The sequence below is a fragment of the Photobacterium alginatilyticum genome (assembly GCF_009910675.1).
In the GTDB taxonomy this organism is placed as follows: domain Bacteria; phylum Pseudomonadota; class Gammaproteobacteria; order Enterobacterales; family Vibrionaceae; genus Photobacterium; species Photobacterium alginatilyticum.
Map to the genome: position 1 here is coordinate 1 of NZ_RSEJ01000015.1, position 17,679 is coordinate 17,679.

Consider the following 17,679-nt stretch of genomic DNA (forward strand, 5'->3'; position numbering starts at 1 on the left):
CTACCTCAAGATGCTCGTTTCAGCGAGAATTACTTGGCTTGTAGGCTAGGCGCCGATTTGAAGATCTAGTGGCTCTAAATCAATAATCGGTAACAACGCATGGAAGCCAAGTAAACTCGCCCTTTGGGAGTGAGCCAGCGAACTCATTTCTGTGTCAAATAACGTTGAAAGGGGCTACCATTCCTACCGTTATTTTCCTTGAACTGAGCCCGCTGGCCTCACTCTGAATCCTGCATCTTGAGGTAGCTTGGGTATATGACATGTTCATGAGCGAGTGTGCCTATTTTAATGATTGCATTGAATTTATTGCAAAACCGTACGTAGTGTGTGCCACCTTATTCCGCAGCCAACAGCATACGAAACTGCTTTTTCACCGCCTCCATGGCGGCTGTTTTAACCGGCCCTGTCTTACCTTGCTCGCAATACAGCAATGCATATCCCCAGCGCCCGACATGATTAAGGAAGTCCACCTCAAGCCGCTTGAGCCTGCCACAATATTCTTCCGACTCTGCAATATGCAGGGGTAACAGCGCCCAGCCAGAGTCTTGCAACAACCCCAGCAACACGTCCATATTACTGATCATGCTGTTGCGAGCTGACATCCGCAGTGTTTCACCCAGGCCGGCATTGGCGTAATTCTCCAGCATGTATTGCTGTTCGCTTTGCAGCTCGTTAAGAGTCACTATCGGCAGGCTCTGCAAGGGAGAGTCACAGGCTGTATAAAAATGAAATGCCATGAATCCCAAATTGGTAAACGCGATCCCTTTAGGCGGTACCATGGCTCTTGCCGAGTTCATGACGATAGACAGATCAACCTTGCCACTGAGCAAAGCCTCGACCCCTTCTTGCTTACCGCGATGCAGCCAATGGATTTGCGTATCAGGAAACTGCTGTCTCAGCGCCGCATCGACGCTTCGGATCACGGCCACAGGCAGCGTAATATCATGGTATATCGTTAGCTCGGGCTCCTGGCGGCTATACAAGCTTTCACTCACGCTTTGCAGTTGCTCGGCCTGACGGATCACCAACAGCGCATGGCGAAATAGCGGTTGGGCCGCCTCTGTCATCACCGGAAACTTACCGCTGCGATTAAACAGTGTCAGCCCCAAGTCGATTTCCAGGTTGCCCACCTGCTGATGGATAGTGGAGCGATCCTTTTTCAGCTCTCTCGCAGCCTTGCTAAACGAGCCCTGCTCGGCGACAGCGATAAATGCCTGCAACTGATCAAATGAGAATCGGAGCATATCAAAAGCATCTTTGTTGGGTTTTTACCAACATAACTGAGATTACATGTGTGGTGAAGTCACTAATATAGGAACCGTGATTTGGCTATGGGATCCATGCATAGCCCCATTAACTCCATAACGTTTAACAGAGGCCGCTCATGAAAAGAAATAAGACTGTTCTCGCAACTGCCGTTGCCCTAGGTGTCGTATTCACAGCCACTGCCGCAGAAGCTTGCTCCCGCCTGATTTGGGAAACCGAAAACCATGGGGTCTTTGTTTCTCGTACTATGGACTGGATGGTCGAAACCCATCCGACTATCGATGTTCGCGCCAAAGGGCAGTCCTACCTAGGTGCCGATTCAGGCACTGACAGCAAGCAATGGACTTCTAAGTATGCCTCCATTATGGCTACCTTCTATGGTAAAGCCGGTGTTGATGGCTTTAACGAAGCAGGGCTGGCAGCCAATGCCCTTTACTTCAACGAAGAATCGCCGGGAGATTACACAGCCGAGCGTCCTCAGTTGGAAAACTCACGAATTGTGCCCTATATCCTGGATAACTACGCAACCGTCGAAGAGGCCGTAGCTGGCCTGAAAAAAATCCAGATCCAGCAGTTTTCCCATAACGGCGAGGCACTCAAAGGCCACTATGCTATCCAGGATGCCAGCGGCGACTCTGCCATCCTGGAGTTCATCGACGGGCAATGGGAGGTTTATCACGGCAAACAATATGATGTGCTAACCAACAGCCCTGAATACCACCAGCATCTCAAGAGCTGGGAGGAACAACAGCCCAAATCCCAGAGCGTAATAAGTGGCTCTTTCACCCTGCCCGGAAACGTGGCATCAGAGCAACGCTTCATCTGGAACAAATATATGCTAGAGCAACTCGAAGAGCCTACCAGCTACCTGAACGGACTGGCCAAGATCAACAGCTCGACCTATCACGTCCCACTGGATGCTGCCAACCGGGAGATTGACGGGGTGATGACAAGTTATGCCACCCAGTATTCACTGGCCTACAACCTCGACCAGAAAATAATGCATGTTCGTTATCAGTTCGGTGATGTCTACACGCAATATGCGGTCGACTTCAACAAGCTCAATAACGGCAAAAATTACACCCTGAAAGCCGATAGCCAGGACAATGTCGGTGAAGTCAGCCATCTGTTCATAGATAAAGAAGGCGTAATGGCACAATACAGAATCTAAATCCGCACCATTAACTGACTGACACCTCGTCAATTCTGCAAGTGGGCCTGAACAACGCGTCAGGCTCACTTTGACTCTCTCCATCATTTATACAATTCAGTATCATGAAATAATGATACTGAGTATTTTTCATTATCACTCTTTTTTTCTTATGGTATTCCTCAATGAGATGAGCGATGACCCTCAGCTATTTTTCTCTCAACGTAATTCATACTGTTATGTTAAGGAAAATGGATATAGCCTCATGAGGTTGACTGCTCTGTTACTCGCAACTATGAAGAAGTTAGGATCGTTATAATGAAAAAAGTCCAACAAGCCGTATTGCTAGGCATGGCAATAATGTCAGCACAACACGCGGCAGCCGCCGAGCTGGCCGATACCATTTTCAAGAATGCCAAGGTGTATTCCGACAAACCTGCCGAGGCTGTTGCAATTGCAGACGGGAAAATCCTCTATGTGGGGAGCAATCAGATGGCCGAACGTTTGCGGCAACCAGATACCAAAGTCATCGATTTAGAAGGAGCTATGTTGCTACCGGGCTTTGTCGATAACCATAACCATATCTTCGAGGCGGCTTCAGAAGCTGGCGGGAACTGCGAGCTGAACACAGACGCGACCCTAAGCGAGCAAATTCCCTACCTCGAGGAGTGCCGCAAGAATGCCAAAAAAGGCGAATGGCTAATGGGGTATGGCTTCAGGCTGGATCTAACCCTGAATGAAGACAACGCAGAGACACCACTGGCCGTACTGGACCGCATCTTCCCGGATCAGCCCGTTGTTATTATGGAGCAGACCTCACACTCAATGTGGGTCAACTCACAAGCGCTAAAACAGGCAGGCATAAACAAAACCTCTCCTGAGCCACAAGGCGGTAAAATCCTCAAAGATCGTGATACCGGTGAGCTAAACGGGATTTTATTTGATAACGCTGGCGACATTGTGATGGAGTTGGCCTGGAACAGCATGAGCAACCCGTTTAAACAAAGTTACACTGGCCTGATGAACGGACTCGAAGAAGCGGCCGCTCACGGGATCACGACCATCGGCGACGGCCGACTTTACTGGAAGCGGGGGTGGTATGAGGTATGGAAAGAAGTACAGGCCAACGGCGATCTGACCGCCAGGGTATCACTTCGCCCATGGATTTATCCTGAAGACGACCAAGCTTCGCAGCTTAAGTACCTTCAGACTATCCAAAGCCGCGATCCAGAGTCATTACTGATCGTCGACCAGGTCAAAATGTACAGTGACGGCATCCTGATCAACGGTACCGCCAAGACACTCGCACCTTACCTGAATACCTATATCGAAGATGAACCGTACGGGATTAACTACATTCCGCCGTCACAAATGAAAAGCTGGCTAACAGAGCTGGATAAAATCGGATACGGTGCCCATATCCATGCTATTGGTGACGGAGCAATTCGGGAGTCACTCAATGCCGTCGAATTTGCACGGCAACAAAGTGTAGACAGGGATTACACCCTGACCCATGTCGAAATGGTCAACAGCAAGGACATCAAGCGCTTCAAGCCATTACAGGTCACTGCTGATTTTCAGGTAGGATCAGATTATGTCGTCGAACATGATCATAGCTGGGCTGAAGCTTTCATCGGAGCAAAACGTGCCCGCTCATTGATGCAGGTTCGCCGCCTGTATGATTCCGGGGCTAATGTCAGCCTGAGCAGCGACTGGAATGTTAATGACATCAACCCGCTAGTCGGTATTGGCAACAGCTTATTAATGGGCAAAACTGGCATGCCGAACATTGATGCTGCCATTGATGCCTATACAATCAACGCAGCTATCAGCTTAGGGCTTGATGACATCACAGGCTCAATCGAAGAAGGCAAGTCTGCTGATCTGGTGGTTCTCGACCACGATATCACTGAAATCAGCCCCGAGAGCATTGCCGACACCAACATCTTAATGACGGTACTTAAGGGTGACATCGTGTTCGACAGCCAGGACTAGCAGCTCATCATGATCTATGTGGCCCCTCTATTTCAAAAGATGTAGAGGGGCCAAATGGTGATAGAGAGGCCACATGGTGTAGAAGGACTCACTGTTAGCGGGTAAAGGTGTGGCAAGCCTTCATACTGTCGATTAGGCGCTTTCCTTGTTCTGTCAGCTCCAAACCTTGCTGCCAGATCAGTTCGACCCGGCGTATCATTTCAGCTTGTTCAAAGTCGGGCAGCAGCCGCTTCAGCTTGCCGCTCTCAAGCTCAATGCTAATCATATCGATTGGCAGGAACGCAAACCCCACCCCGTTTGTTAGCAGGTTCACCACGGTGCCAATTTCCGAAAAGGCTGCATAACTGGGACTATAACCAGCCTCCGTTTCGGAAGAGATACTTTCTCTGGTCCAGATCAGCTCACGGTACTGAGCAAGTTGATCTGCCGATATTGTCGTTTTAGTAGATGTCGTTTCAGCCGCCAGCGGATGGGTACTACCAACAACCAAGACATCACAGTAGCTTCCCAGGCGACAATACTGAAAGTCGCTGTAGTGCAGAACGGAAGATTCCGAGAGCAAGGCGACATCCAACTCTTCGTTATTAAGCTGTTCGAGCAGCACTTCTCTGTCGTCGGAATAGAGCTCAAGATTCAGTGTCTGCTGCTGCAAAACCTCCGAAAGTGCCCTGTTCAGACACGACTGGGGAATATAGTTATCGACGCCCAGGCGTAGGATCATCGGCTCGTCCCTTGCCAGTGCCGACGCACAAACTGCCAGTTTATCTGCCTGACTAACGGTATGGATAACACGGGGCAGCAAGATTTCACCAGCCTCGCTAAGACGGGTACTGTTACCGGTGCGAACAAACAACTCGACACCAAAATCAATTTCGAGATCGGCTATCCACTGGCTAACCTGAGACTGCCGCTTTCCCATTTCACGGGCGGCAGCGGAAATCGACCCTAACTGCGCAGCCAGTACAAATGCTTTCAGGTACTGAACATTCATCGACACTTCCTATCCAACTCTTATACCCAAACGACCTCAAATGGCTGATACTTAACCTTAAGAGACTGACATACAGCCACTATACCAAGCTAAACGGAATTAGAAGGTAACTATTTTTGAAGGGGCTATTTTTGAAAAACACTATGGTAGAACTGAGTATTGCCAACTCCGATGATATGGACGCCATTGCGGCATTGCATGCTACTAGCTGGCAGGCGATTTATCGTGGACTGCTATCGGAAAACTATCTTAATCACGATATTTTCCAGGACCGGCAAAATATCTGGCAGCAACGCTTTGCTGCACCAGAGCCCCACCAGAGAATTTTGGTTGCCCGTGAAGGAGAAAACCTCTGCGGGTTCATCTGTATTTATCTGGACAATCATTCACAATGGGGGACGTTGGTAGAAAACCTGCATATCAACAGGGCCTATCAGGGGGTAGGACTTGGTAAGCAGCTTTTACAATCGGCCGCCAAGCTATCCCACCAGCAAACAGCTGATAAAGGGATGTATCTTGAAGTATTGGCTGGCAATCAAGCCGCCCAAACCTTTTATCAAAAACTCGGGGCATTCAATGCCAGAGCCCAGCAATGGCAGGCTCCGGACGGCAGCATAGTTGAGGAGTTTGTGTATCGCTGGCAATCCGTAGCTCCACTTTTCGTTAAGTGAGCACTAACGACAATCAGCACTGATAATCAATGGTTCTCAGCTGGAATATAGCCATTTCGTTGTCATTCCAGTTTCAGCAACTGGATATCACAGGGCATTTGCCGGACCAGAGGCTCGCTGAGCGATAACATCAGCTGACGAAAAATGTTTGACTGATGATGACCCAGAATTAATAAATCAACCTCGTACTGCTGTATCGCTTTGGCCATCTGATCTTCAATATAGCCGGTGTAAAACAGGTGCTTATACAACGGATAATTAGTCCCCTTAAGCAGCCGCTTCATGGCCGCTACAGACTCGTAATGCTCGCTTTCATCAATATTCACCGCATCAAACTCCCTGACACCTTGCTCTAAATGACCAAGATCAGGATCGATATGGATCACGCTGAACAGGGCATGGTGAACACGGGCTATCTCCGCCGCCTTGCTCACCAAATATTCGGCATTCTCGTCCAGGTTAAGTGCCAACAACACATGCTTATATCCCATGACATTCTCCTCCGAATTTGCCTGACCCCGTTAACCCAATCAGATACCGCGATATCAATCAATTTACGGCACTACACAAACCATAGAAGAGAATACCCAAATGAAATAGGCCAGACGGCCACTTTAAGCAATGTAAACTCTAGATTGACACAGTTACGACTACACTTAGCCACCTGACTTAGCGTTTGCCGCTATACTTTTGACTAACCAAAAGCGTTTAAACGCTACCAATAAAAACAAAGGTTCAGGCTATTTATGTATCAAGAGACCTACATTGACTCGCTGTCTATCTTTCTCATTCTGGCTTTGGTTTTTTGTTCAATTAGCATCATGTTTGAGTTTGGCTTTCGCATTACGCGACGCTTTGCCTCCAGTCAGATCAGCAAGGCCATCAGCCCGATGGCAACCGGGCTTGCCAGCCTGCTCGCCTTTATTCTGGCCATCTCTTTTAGCATGGCGGCATCAAAAAACGACATCAGAAAGCAGCTGGTTTTAAAGGAAGCTAATGCGGTGGGAACCGCAATACTACGAGCCGGACTGCTTGATGAACCTTATCGGAGCCAGAGCCGTGAGCTGCTCACCAAGTATGTCAATATTCGAGTTGTCGAAGAACAAAGTCAGGTAAAAAAGCTGGTAAACAAGGTCATTAGCGAGAGTGAGCAAATTCAGCGAGATTTATGGCGAATCGTCGTCGAGGCCCACCATAACTCACCGCCTGTCCAAAGCATGATGTACATAGATTCATTGAATAATGTCTTTGATATCCATAGCGAGCGAGTTAATTACAGCCTCAGAGGAAGGATCCCTATCAGTATCTGGATCACACTTGCCCTTCTGACCTTCCTGACAATTGCACTCAACGGCGTTCAAGTAGGAGCACAAGGAGAGAGCCGCCTGCTGGTGGCCGCTCTTCCCTTCGCAATGTCCTTCTCACTGGTACTCACTCTGATCATCGAACTCGACAGGCCTGCACGTAGCATTATCGAAGTCAGCCAACAACCCCTGATTGATTTGCGCGACAGCCTGAATAATAAGCCAACAACCAGCGATACTTCTCAATAGAGAGAAAGGATATTCCCCTGTAGCCAGTTCAATCTTCGCCATTGAAACCGATACCACTCATATGAATTGATTCACTGTTACTGAGTAATAATTCCAACCAGATCCATTTCAAACACTTATCAAACATCGCTTTTTGACAGCTCGAAATATGGAATGCACATCACCCTTGCAAGGCAAAATTCGCATGTAATGCCCCCCTAATGCTGCTATTAATAACCATCACAGTTAGGCAAGCGTACAAGGAGTGTATTGAACAATAACCATGAACAAGGACACAACACAGGTTAGACGAAAATTAAAACAACAGTCCCAATCCGTCCTGAGAAAAACACGGAGTTCATTTTTAAAGCGATACGGTCAAGACACCTAGATCTTATCTGCATCAACACAAGTCCCCGCGAACGATTCGCGGGGATTTTTCTTACAAAATGCCAGAGAAAGCCTCTTACTGGCCGACATACACAGCGCCCAAAACGACACCACGAGGTGGCAACTCAATCTTGAGTGGCTCTTGCTCGACATTCAGCTCAGATGAACCAGTATCATTGACATATTGCAGCTGCGGCTCGCTATTCAGGTCATCCCGATTGGCTATATAATCAAAGGCAACCGCCGCCAGTGCCAGACACAATACCGTTACGTTAATCGACATCCGATGTCTCCTCTTGTCCCTGCATCCTAAATCCAAACAACTCTGCATAATTATCTAAGACACAAGCAATTTTAGAGCCATATCACTCAGTAAGCCCTGATCACGAGGGAAGTAATGACACCCTGTTTACGCCAAGTCGCTCCAGAGCTGAACTGGCGACGGATCGATGTACTATCGCCAACATTGAGGTTAAGAACAGGCTCAAGCTTTTTCTTACTCCATAAAAAAACAGCCGTTGCATCTTGCGATGCAAAAGCTGTTTACACAGGGAGTCTTTTTAATTTAGGAATACTTATTCCAGTACCCGTTCAATCTCTTGCAGGCTGGATGGGTCATCGATGGTAGACGGCACGACGTATTGCTCACCATCAGCAATCTGACGGATCACCCGGCGCAAGATCTTACCGGATCGTGTTTTAGGCAGACGATCAACAATCAATGCCCGTTTGAAGCAGGCAACGGCACCAATTTCCTGCCGCACCTTTTGCAACAGTTCGTTTTCTATCACCCCGCCTTCCGAGACATAACCATCTTTGAGTACCACCAGCCCCAGTGGCAACTGACCCTTGAGATCGTCATGAATACCAATCACTGCACACTCGGCAACAGCTTCGTGGCCGCCGACAACCTCTTCCATCTCACCCGTCGATAGGCGATGTCCGGCCACGTTGATCACATCATCAATACGCCCCATCACGAACAGGTAACCGTCTTCATCGATATAGCCACCGTCACCGGAAATGTAATAGCCCGGGAACTGGCTAAGATAGCCTGATTCAAAGCGGTCATGGTTACGCCAGACAGTTGGCAGGCAACCCGGTGGCAACGGACGCCTGATAGCGATATAGCCTTGCTCGCTGGCTTTCTGCGGTTCACCGACCTCGTTAAGCACCTCGACCAGATACCCAGGAATAGGCTTGGTTGCCGAACCCGGCTTGACGGCGAAGTTCTCCAACCCAATCGGGTTACCGGCAATGGCCCACCCGGTTTCAGTCTGCCACCAGTGATCGACCACCGGACGCCCGGTCTTGCTCTGCACCCATTCCAGTGTCGGCGGATCCAGACGCTCACCCGCCATGAAGATCGTTTTCAATGACGGCATCGGATACTGCTTAAGGTGCTCGCCTTCAGGATCTTCTTTCTTAATCGCCCTAAAAGCGGTTGGCGCCGAGAACAGCGCTTTCACACCATATTCCTGGCAAACCCGCCAAAACGCGCCCGGATCAGGAGTTCGAACCGGCTTGCCTTCGTACATGATGGTGGTACAGCCATAAATTAGCGGCGCATAGACAATATAGGAATGACCAACTACCCAACCGACATCCGAAGCCGCCCAGTACACATCGCCAGGTTCAACATCATAGATGGTGCTCATGCTGTAATTCATCGCCACGGCATGCCCACCGTTATCACGTACTACACCTTTGGGTTTCCCCGTGGTACCGGAGGTATAAAGAATATAGAGCGGGTCGGTTGCCAACACAGGTACACAATCGTGAGGTGTGGCCGTACGCAACAATGCTGACCAGTCTTTGTCGCGCTCCTGATTCAGATCGGCCAGACATTGCTTACGCTGGTGTACCACCACATGATCGGGCTTCCAGCGGCTGTCCATAATGGCTTGATCAACCAGAGGCTTGTAGGGAAGCACCTTGTTGATTTCGACTCCGCAGCTGGCCGTCATGATCACCTTCGGCTCAGCATCTTCAATACGCACTGCCAGCTCGTTCGGAGCAAAGCCACCAAAGACGACAGAGTGAATCGCACCAAGGCGAGCACAGGCCAGCATTGCCATCGCCGCTTCCGGGATCATCGGCATATAAATCACTACACGATCCCCTTTGCTCACACCGAGATCTGCCAGCATACCGGCAGTCTTGGCCACTTGATCGCGCAGAACTCGATAGGTATAACGGGCTTTCTGGCCAGTCACCGGGGAGTCATAGATCAGTGCGGTTTGATCGCCCCTTCCCTGCTCGACATGATGATCCAGCGCTAGATAGGCCGTGTTGAGCTCACCATCGGCAAACCAGCGGTCGATCCCCTGCTCATCCTGGCTGAGGATAGTTTGAGGAAACTTAAACCAGGCAATCTTGTCGGCTTGCTGTTTCCAAAATACTTCCGGCGCGGTTTGAGCCAACTGATATTCTTTCTGATATGCAGACATATTGCTTCCTCCAGTATGTCCTGACATTGCTTATTCAAAGACGCTTGCGATAATCTTTACGCACAGACTTTATTCAAAGACTGTTAATCGAAAACAGTGGATGGAACACGGACAAAACCCTCCATCAAAATGCGCGCGCTGCGGCTCATAATGGCTTTCTCGACTACCCAGCCCTGTTCTGCCTGTTTTGCCTTGGCGCCCACTTTTAACGTCCCGGACGGATGCCCGAACGTCACCGATTCTTTCTCACCGCCACCCGCCGCCAGATTAACCAGCGTTCCCGGCACACAGGCCGCAGATGCAATCGCAACGGCCGCAGTCCCCATCATGGCATGATGCAACTTGCCCATCGACAGGGCGCGGACCAACACATCGACCTCACTATCTGTAACGACTTTGCCACTCGAAGACTGGTAGGTTTTCGGTTTGGAGACAAAGGCAACTTTCGGTGTGTGCTGACGAGTCTCGGCTTCTTCCAGGCGGCTGATCAGTCCCATCTTCAATGCGCCATAGGCCCGAATGCGCTCGAACATTGCCAGCGCCTTTTCATCATTGTTGATGTCATCTTGCAGCTCGGTACCGGTATAACCAATCGCCTCGGCATCGACAAAAATGGTCGGGATACCCGCATTGATCAAGGTGGCGTTGAAGGTGCCGATATCCGGCACTTCCAGATCATCAACCAAGTTGCCAGTCGGAAACATCGAACCGTCGCCATCCGCCGGATCCATAAAGTCCACCTGAATTTCCGCAGCCGGGAAGGTCACCCCATCAAGCTCAAACTCACCAGTTTCCTGGACAAATCCGTTCACGACAGGCACATGTATTACGATGGTTTTCTCGATATTGACCTGCCAGACACGAACCGTGACGATACCGTTGGCAGGAATACGCTCCTTGGGGAGCAAACCGGCATGAATCGCAAAAGGGCCAACTGCCGCGGACAGGTTCCCGCAGTTTCCGCTCCAGTCGACAAAGGGTTTATCAATTGAGACCTGACCAAACAGATAATCGACATCGTGATCAGGCTTACTGCTCTTGGATACAATCACTGTTTTGCTGGTACTCGACGTCGCACCCCCCATGCCATCGATTTGCTTGGCATAGGGATCCGGGCTGCCAATCACCCGCAACAGAAGCTTATCTCGGGCTTCGCCTGCAACCTGAGCCTCGGGGGGTAAATCGGCCAGATTAAAGAACACCCCTTTGCTGGTACCACCCCGCATATAGGTGGCGGGCACCCTAATTTGTGACTGAAGTTGCGACTGGGGCTGTGCTTTAGGTTCCGAGCAGGAAGTTGAATTTGTCATTGTCATCTCCCCCTACTGAGCCAAGAAGTCTTGGGCAAAGCGCTGCAGAACACCACCGGCCTCATAGACGGCGACTTCATCAGCAGTATCAAGGCGACAGGTAACCGGCACATCAACCTTTTCACCGTTAGCACGAGTGATCACCAAGGCCAAATCTGCACCGGGCTCAATCACACCAACAACGTCGTATAACTCGGTACCATCCAGCTCCAGGGTATTGCGGTTAACGCCCTGCTTAAACTGCAGCGGTAATACTCCCATCCCCACTAGGTTTGTGCGGTGAATACGCTCAAAACCCTCGGCAACAATGGCTTCTACACCGGCCAGGCGCACCCCTTTTGCCGCCCAGTCTCGGGATGAGCCCTGACCGTAATCCGCACCGGCCACGACAATCAGAGGCTGCTTGCGGTTCATATAGGTTTCAATCGCCTCCCACATGCGAGTCACCTTGCCTTCCGGCTCGATGCGCGCCAAGGAGCCCTGCACAACCTCGTCATCCTCTTTGACCATTTCGTTGAACAGTTTCGGGTTGGCAAACGTGGCACGCTGCGCCGTCAGGTGATCACCGCGGTGGGTGGCGTATGAATTAAAGTCTTCTTCCGGCACGCCCATCTTGGCCAAGTATTCCCCAGCAGCACTGGAGGCCATAATCGCATTGGACGGTGACAGGTGGTCGGTCGTAATATTGTCGCCCAGCACTGCCAGCGGCCGCATGCCCGACAGCGTTCGCTCACCGGCTAATGCGCCTTCCCAATAAGGCGGACGGCGAATATAGGTACTCATCGGACGCCAGTCGTAAAGCGGGTTGCTGTTACGTACATCGTCATCAAGCTTGAACATCTGAATGTAGACCTGATTGAACTGCTCCGGCTTAACGTACTTGCCAACAACCGCATCGATCTCTTCATCAGTAGGCCACAAATCATTAAGGTAAATAGGGTTACCCTGCTTATCCGTGCCCAGTGCATCGCGCTCGATATCAAAGCGAATAGAACCCGCCAACGCATAAGCAACAACCAGTGGCGGTGAAGCCAGGAACGCCTGCTTGGCATAAGGATGGATACGGCCGTCAAAGTTCCGGTTACCGGACAATACTGCCGTAGCGTATAGATCACGGTCGATGATCTCTTGCTGAATTTTAGGATCCAGCGCACCGCTCATGCCATTACAGGTGGTACAAGCGTAGGCCACAATACCGAAGCCCAGCTTTTCCATCTCCGGCAACAGTCCGGCTTCTTCCAGATACAACTTGGCCACTTTGGAACCCGGCGCAAACGAGGATTTCACCCAGGGTTTACGGACCAAGCCCAGCTCATTGGCTTTCTTGGCCAACAGACCGGCAGCTACCACGTTGCGCGGATTACTGGTATTGGTACAAGAGGTAATGGCCGCGATAATGACTGCACCATCTGGCAGCTCGCCCTCTTTCTCCTCCCACTCACCGGAGATCCCGCGGGAAGCAAGCTCTGAAGTCGGCAGGCGACGGTGAGGGTTCGACGGTCCCGCCATATTGCGAGACACTGTCGACAAATCAAACTCCAGCACTCGCTCGTATTTGGCGCTCTCCAAGTCGTCAGCCCACAGCCCGGTTTGCTTGGCATACTGTTCCACCAGCTCAACCTGCTGATCGTCTCGACCTGTTAGCTTGAGGTAATTAATGGTCTGCTCATCGATATAGAACATACCTGCCGTGGCACCATATTCCGGTGTCATATTGGAGATGGTGGCACGGTCACCAATAGTAAGATCTTTGGCCCCTTCGCCAAAAAACTCCAGATAGGATGAAACCACACGCTCGTTACGAAGGAACTCAGTAATCGCGAGGACAATATCGGTGGCAGTAATGCCCGGCTGGCGTTTACCTGTCAGGTTGACCCCGACAATATCCGGCAGACGCATCATCGAAGGGCGGCCCAGCATGACGGTTTCTGCTTCAAGGCCACCGACCCCAATTGCGATCACACCCAATGCATCGACATGCGGAGTATGGCTGTCGGTACCGACACAGGTATCCGGGTAGGCAATGCCGTTCTTGGCCTGAACTACTGGCGACATCTTCTCCAGATTAATCTGGTGCATGATACCGTTACCCGCCGGGATCACGTTGACGTTTTCAAAGGCCGTTTTACACCATTCGATAAAGTGGAAACGATCCTCGTTGCGGCGCTCTTCAATTGCACGGTTTTTATCAAATGCCTCGGGATCAAAACCGGCATGCTCAACCGCCAGTGAATGGTCGACGATTAACTGGGTTTCCACCACCGGATTGACTTTCGCCGGATCGCCTCCCTGATCGGCAATGGCATCTCGCAGACCTGCCAAATCAACTAAGGCCGTTTGGCCCAGAATGTCGTGACACACGACTCGCGCCGGATACCATGGAAAATCGAGGTCACGCTTACGGTCGATGATCTGCTTCAGGCAGTCTGTCAGTGAGTCGGGGTCACAGCGTCTGACCAGCTGTTCGGCCAATACGCGCGAGGTGTAGGGAAGGGTCTCGTACGCGCCGGGGGATATCTCGTTGACGGCTTCTCGGGTATCAAAGAAATCCAATCCGCTGCCTGCAAGAGGCTTACGGTATTTTGTATTAATATTCATAGCTTACATCCGTGAATTTACTGCTCGCAGACCTATCTGGCGATGGGACCTCCCCTGTAACGTCAGGGGAGGGAGTTTGAAGGGCTACGCCTTCACTCAAAGTCTGTCTTTGAGAGTTAGCTGCGCTCTTCAATTGGCAGCCAATCCTGATGCTCCGGTCCTTCGTAGTCGGCACTCGGACGGATAATCCGGTTATTGGCTCGCTGCTCATACACGTGGGCAGCCCAGCCAGTGACACGGCTCATCACGAAAATAGGGGTAAACAGCTTGGTCGGTATCCCCATGAAGTGATAGGCCGAGGCATGGAAGAAGTCAGCATTACAAAATAGCCCTTTCTCCCGTTTCATCACCTGCTCGACACGCTCGGAGACTGCATACAAATGGGTATCGCCAACATCGGCAGAGAGTTTTTCCGACCATGCTTTAATTAAAGCATTACGGGGGTCGGATTCACGGTAAATTGCATGGCCAAAGCCCATTATTTTGTCTTTGTTGGCCAGCATCTCCATGATGCCAGCTTCGGCTTCATCGGCCGTCTGCCACTGCTCAATCATCGCCATCGCCGCCTCGTTGGCACCGCCGTGCAACGGACCACGCAAGCTACCGATAGCCGCCGTGATACAGGAATGAAGATCTGACAATGTCGAGGCACAAACACGGGCTGTAAACGTCGAGGCATTAAACTCGTGCTCGGCGTACAACACCAGCGAACAATGCATCACCTGCTTGTGAAGCTCTGACGGCGCTTTGCCTGTCAGCATCTCAAGGAAATAACCACCAATGCTGTCCTCACTGCTATTGGCTGTGTCGATACGAACACCGTCATGACTGTAGCGATACCAGTAACAAATAATCGCCGGTAACATGGCAAGCAAGGTGTCGGTTTTCTCATCCTGTTCGGCAAAATCCAACTCCTGATCGAGATTGCCCAGCATAGAACAACCGGTGCGCATCACATCCATCGGGTGAGCGTCGGCAGGGATCGCTTCCAGCACCTGGCACAATGCAGGAGGCAAACCGCGGGCAGTTTTCAATACCTGCTTATAGCTCTCCAGTTCGGCCTGAGTCGGTAACTTACCTTTGAGTAGCAAATAAGCGACTTCCTCAAACTCGGCATGATTGGCCAGATCCGTAATGTCATAGCCTCGGTAGGTCAACCCGGTACCGGTTTTGCCGACAGTACATAGTGATGTTGTTCCGGCACTCTGGCCTCGCAGGCCCGCACCACTCAATGCTTTTTTGTCTTCGCTCTTGTTGTCCTTATTCGTATCAGCTACGGCTATCGCAGTCATAGCAGACTCCTTATTTGCTTCACGTTAATCCATTGCCATTTGATGAAATACAGGTGATAAAACACCTTGTGCCCATCAAAATGGCAGCGACTGAATCAGTACTAAATAAATAGTTAATTATTGGTAATATTAAAAATATAATTTTCTTGGGCTTCCCGCTTATTAGCGTTCTGGCTTCCTTGCCTAGTTCTTATTATTTATGTTGTTATCTATATTTTTTATTATTTAGGGTTATCTTGTTGCTTATGTATTTATTATTAAAATAAGCGACATCTACTACACACTTTGCTTTACATTCAGTAATTTAATTGCGGCTTACTTTTCTTTGAACAGTTTATCGAGCTTCTGCTCATAATCGTGGTAACCCAGATAATGGTAAAGCTGTTCACGGGTTTGCATCTGATCCACCACATTACGCTGATGGCCGTCTTTTCTAATATGCTGATAGACATTCAGCGCCGCCTGGTTCATTGCCCTGAATGCTGACAATGGGTACAGCACCATGTCGACACCGCACTCTGCCAGCTCTTCACCACTGAACAACGGCGTTTGACCGAACTCGGTAATATTGGCAAGGATCGGCACCTTCACGGCATCAGCAAATTGCTGGTACTGCTCAAGCGTATTGATCGCCTCGGGGAAAATCATGTCTGCACCGGCCTCGACACAGGCTATCGCCCGCTCAATCGCCACATCCATCCCTTCCACCGCCAGTGCATCGGTACGTGCCATGATGACAAAGTCTTCATCCACACGGGCATCGACTGCGGCCTTAATTCTGTCGACCATTTCCTCCTGGCTCACAATGGCCTTGTTCGGGCGGTGACCGCAGCGTTTCTGCGCCACCTGATCTTCCATGTGCACCGCTGCCGCACCTGCTCGCTCCATCTCCTTGACGGTACGGGCAATATTGAATGCACCACCAAAACCGGTATCAATGTCGACCAACAACGGCAACGTTGTTGCTGCGGTAATACGGCGAACATCTTCCAGTACATCGTTCAGGGTTGTGATCCCCAGATCCGGCAGACCATATGAGGCATTGGCAATCCCCCCGCCCGACAGATATATGGCCTGATGTCCTACCTGCTCTGCCATCATGGCGCAGTAAGGGTTAACGGTGCCGACAATCTGCAGCGGATGGTTGGCAGCAACAGCATGCCGGAAGCTTTTCCCTGGACTCATGAGGCTATCTCCTTGTCATCTTTCAGTTGTTGTTCAATCAGCAGGCGGCTGCGCATGATATGGCGTCGCATCAACATTTCCGCCAGCTCTCCATCTCTTTCCCGCAAGGCGGCAAGCAAATGGAAGTGTTCTTTCAAAGCTTGTTGTGGGCGTGAATGCGAACGCTGAGACTGGTAGCGGTACATTCGGAGCAAGTGATAAAGCTCATCACACAACAAGCTGATTAATTTACTATTTCGACTGGCCTTGATGATCCGGTAGTGAAAATCAAAATCGCCCTGTTGATGGAAATAGGAGGCGCCATCAACCTGTTCGATATGCTGCTGATGAGTTTCCAGCAACTGCTGCAGGGCATTAATTTCTTTATCGGTAATATGGATACACGCCAGACGGGCGGCCATGCCTTCCAAAGCTTCTCGTACCGAGTAAATTTCAATCAGTTTCTCTTGCGTCAGGGCGACGACTCTCGCCCCGACATGGGGAACACGCTCTACCAGCCCCAGAGACTCAACACGCATCATGGCTTCACGAAGCGGCCCTCGGCTAACACCGAAGCGGCGGGCTAATTCAGGCTCAGAAATCTTGCTGCCTGCCGGATAGTCACCGTTCACGATTAAGTCAATCAGCTGCTCAGTCAGGTTCTCTGATTTGGTCAGCTCTTTTGCGTCAGCTCCCTTTAGTGCTGAATCCTTACTAACTGGATTATTAGCAATCCCGTTCTCATCAGGATTGTCGACAGTTTCAAATGCTACTTCTTGTTTGCTCATCGTTATTGTCAACAATTGGTTAACTTACGAACAAATTTAGCCCTAAAAATGGCTTCGATCAAGCCAATTGTTAACAATATGT

General features: G+C 50.3%; 14 protein-coding genes. 4 read left to right on the top strand and 10 right to left on the bottom strand.

What is annotated here, in order from left to right; genetic code table 11:
• Positions 1–335: 335 nt before the first annotated feature.
• Positions 336–1,244, bottom strand: a complete 909-nt coding sequence (locus tag EIZ48_RS14590) for a LysR family transcriptional regulator (RefSeq protein WP_160652762.1) — start codon at positions 1,242–1,244, stop codon at positions 336–338.
• A gap of 140 nt (positions 1,245–1,384) precedes the next feature.
• Between EIZ48_RS14590 and EIZ48_RS14595 the strand changes: the two genes are divergently transcribed.
• Together EIZ48_RS14595 and EIZ48_RS14600 are read left to right on the top strand one after the other, a co-directional pair.
• Complete coding sequence (locus EIZ48_RS14595; protein WP_160652765.1) at positions 1,385–2,437, top strand: linear amide C-N hydrolase; 1,053 nt, start codon at positions 1,385–1,387, stop codon at positions 2,435–2,437.
• Between the two features lie 297 nt (positions 2,438–2,734).
• The gene (locus EIZ48_RS14600; RefSeq protein WP_160652768.1) at positions 2,735–4,411 is read left to right on the top strand and encodes an amidohydrolase; all 1,677 of its coding nucleotides are present in this window, start codon (positions 2,735–2,737) and stop codon (positions 4,409–4,411) included.
• 94 nt (positions 4,412–4,505) lie between these two features.
• Here the strand turns inward: EIZ48_RS14600 and EIZ48_RS14605 are convergent, their stop codons facing one another.
• Positions 4,506–5,402, bottom strand: a complete 897-nt coding sequence (locus EIZ48_RS14605; protein ID WP_160652771.1) for a LysR family transcriptional regulator — start codon at positions 5,400–5,402, stop codon at positions 4,506–4,508.
• 131 nt (positions 5,403–5,533) lie between these two features.
• Here EIZ48_RS14605 and EIZ48_RS14610 point away from each other — a divergent pair, with 131 nt between their 5' ends.
• Entirely contained in the window at positions 5,534–6,073 is a 540-nt protein-coding gene (locus tag EIZ48_RS14610) for a GNAT family N-acetyltransferase (protein WP_160652774.1), read from the top strand.
• A gap of 62 nt (positions 6,074–6,135) precedes the next feature.
• Here EIZ48_RS14610 and EIZ48_RS14615 read toward each other — a convergent pair whose 3' ends face one another.
• Complete coding sequence (locus EIZ48_RS14615) at positions 6,136–6,564, bottom strand: universal stress protein (protein WP_160652776.1); 429 nt, start codon at positions 6,562–6,564, stop codon at positions 6,136–6,138.
• A 255-nt stretch (positions 6,565–6,819) separates the two neighbouring features.
• On the opposite strand from EIZ48_RS14615, the gene EIZ48_RS14620 reads away from it, so the two are divergent.
• On the top strand, positions 6,820–7,626 hold the full coding sequence (locus EIZ48_RS14620) for a bestrophin-like domain (protein ID WP_160652779.1): 807 nt from the start codon (positions 6,820–6,822) through the stop codon (positions 7,624–7,626).
• Positions 7,627–8,071: 445 nt separating this feature from the next.
• Here the strand turns inward: EIZ48_RS14620 and EIZ48_RS14625 are convergent, their stop codons facing one another.
• The 7 genes from EIZ48_RS14625 to EIZ48_RS14655 all read right to left on the bottom strand — a co-directional run bounded on the left by EIZ48_RS14625 (position 8,072) and on the right by EIZ48_RS14655 (position 17,597).
• Positions 8,072–8,278 carry a hypothetical protein gene (locus EIZ48_RS14625; protein ID WP_160652782.1) on the bottom strand — a complete coding sequence of 69 codons (207 nt, stop codon included), beginning with the start codon at positions 8,276–8,278 and terminating at the stop codon, positions 8,072–8,074.
• Between the two features lie 292 nt (positions 8,279–8,570).
• Positions 8,571–10,445, bottom strand: coding sequence for a propionyl-CoA synthetase (locus tag EIZ48_RS14630; protein WP_192928582.1), 1,875 nt, complete (start codon positions 10,443–10,445; stop codon positions 8,571–8,573).
• A gap of 83 nt (positions 10,446–10,528) precedes the next feature.
• Positions 10,529–11,755, bottom strand: a complete 1,227-nt coding sequence (prpF, locus tag EIZ48_RS14635) for a 2-methylaconitate cis-trans isomerase PrpF (protein WP_240152977.1) — start codon at positions 11,753–11,755, stop codon at positions 10,529–10,531.
• A 12-nt stretch (positions 11,756–11,767) separates the two neighbouring features.
• On the bottom strand, positions 11,768–14,353 hold the full coding sequence (gene acnD / locus EIZ48_RS14640) for a Fe/S-dependent 2-methylisocitrate dehydratase AcnD (protein ID WP_160652791.1): 2,586 nt from the start codon (positions 14,351–14,353) through the stop codon (positions 11,768–11,770).
• A 116-nt stretch (positions 14,354–14,469) separates the two neighbouring features.
• Complete coding sequence (gene prpC, locus EIZ48_RS14645) at positions 14,470–15,645, bottom strand: bifunctional 2-methylcitrate synthase/citrate synthase (RefSeq protein WP_192928583.1); 1,176 nt, start codon at positions 15,643–15,645, stop codon at positions 14,470–14,472.
• A gap of 315 nt (positions 15,646–15,960) precedes the next feature.
• Positions 15,961–16,830: a methylisocitrate lyase gene (prpB, locus tag EIZ48_RS14650; protein ID WP_160652794.1), complete on the bottom strand. Its 870-nt coding sequence runs from the start codon at positions 16,828–16,830 to the stop codon at positions 15,961–15,963.
• Positions 16,827–17,597 carry a GntR family transcriptional regulator gene (locus EIZ48_RS14655; RefSeq protein ID WP_160652796.1) on the bottom strand — a complete coding sequence of 257 codons (771 nt, stop codon included), beginning with the start codon at positions 17,595–17,597 and terminating at the stop codon, positions 16,827–16,829. Before EIZ48_RS14655 ends, prpB begins: the two co-directional genes overlap by 4 nt.
• Positions 17,598–17,679: the final 82 nt, after the last annotated feature.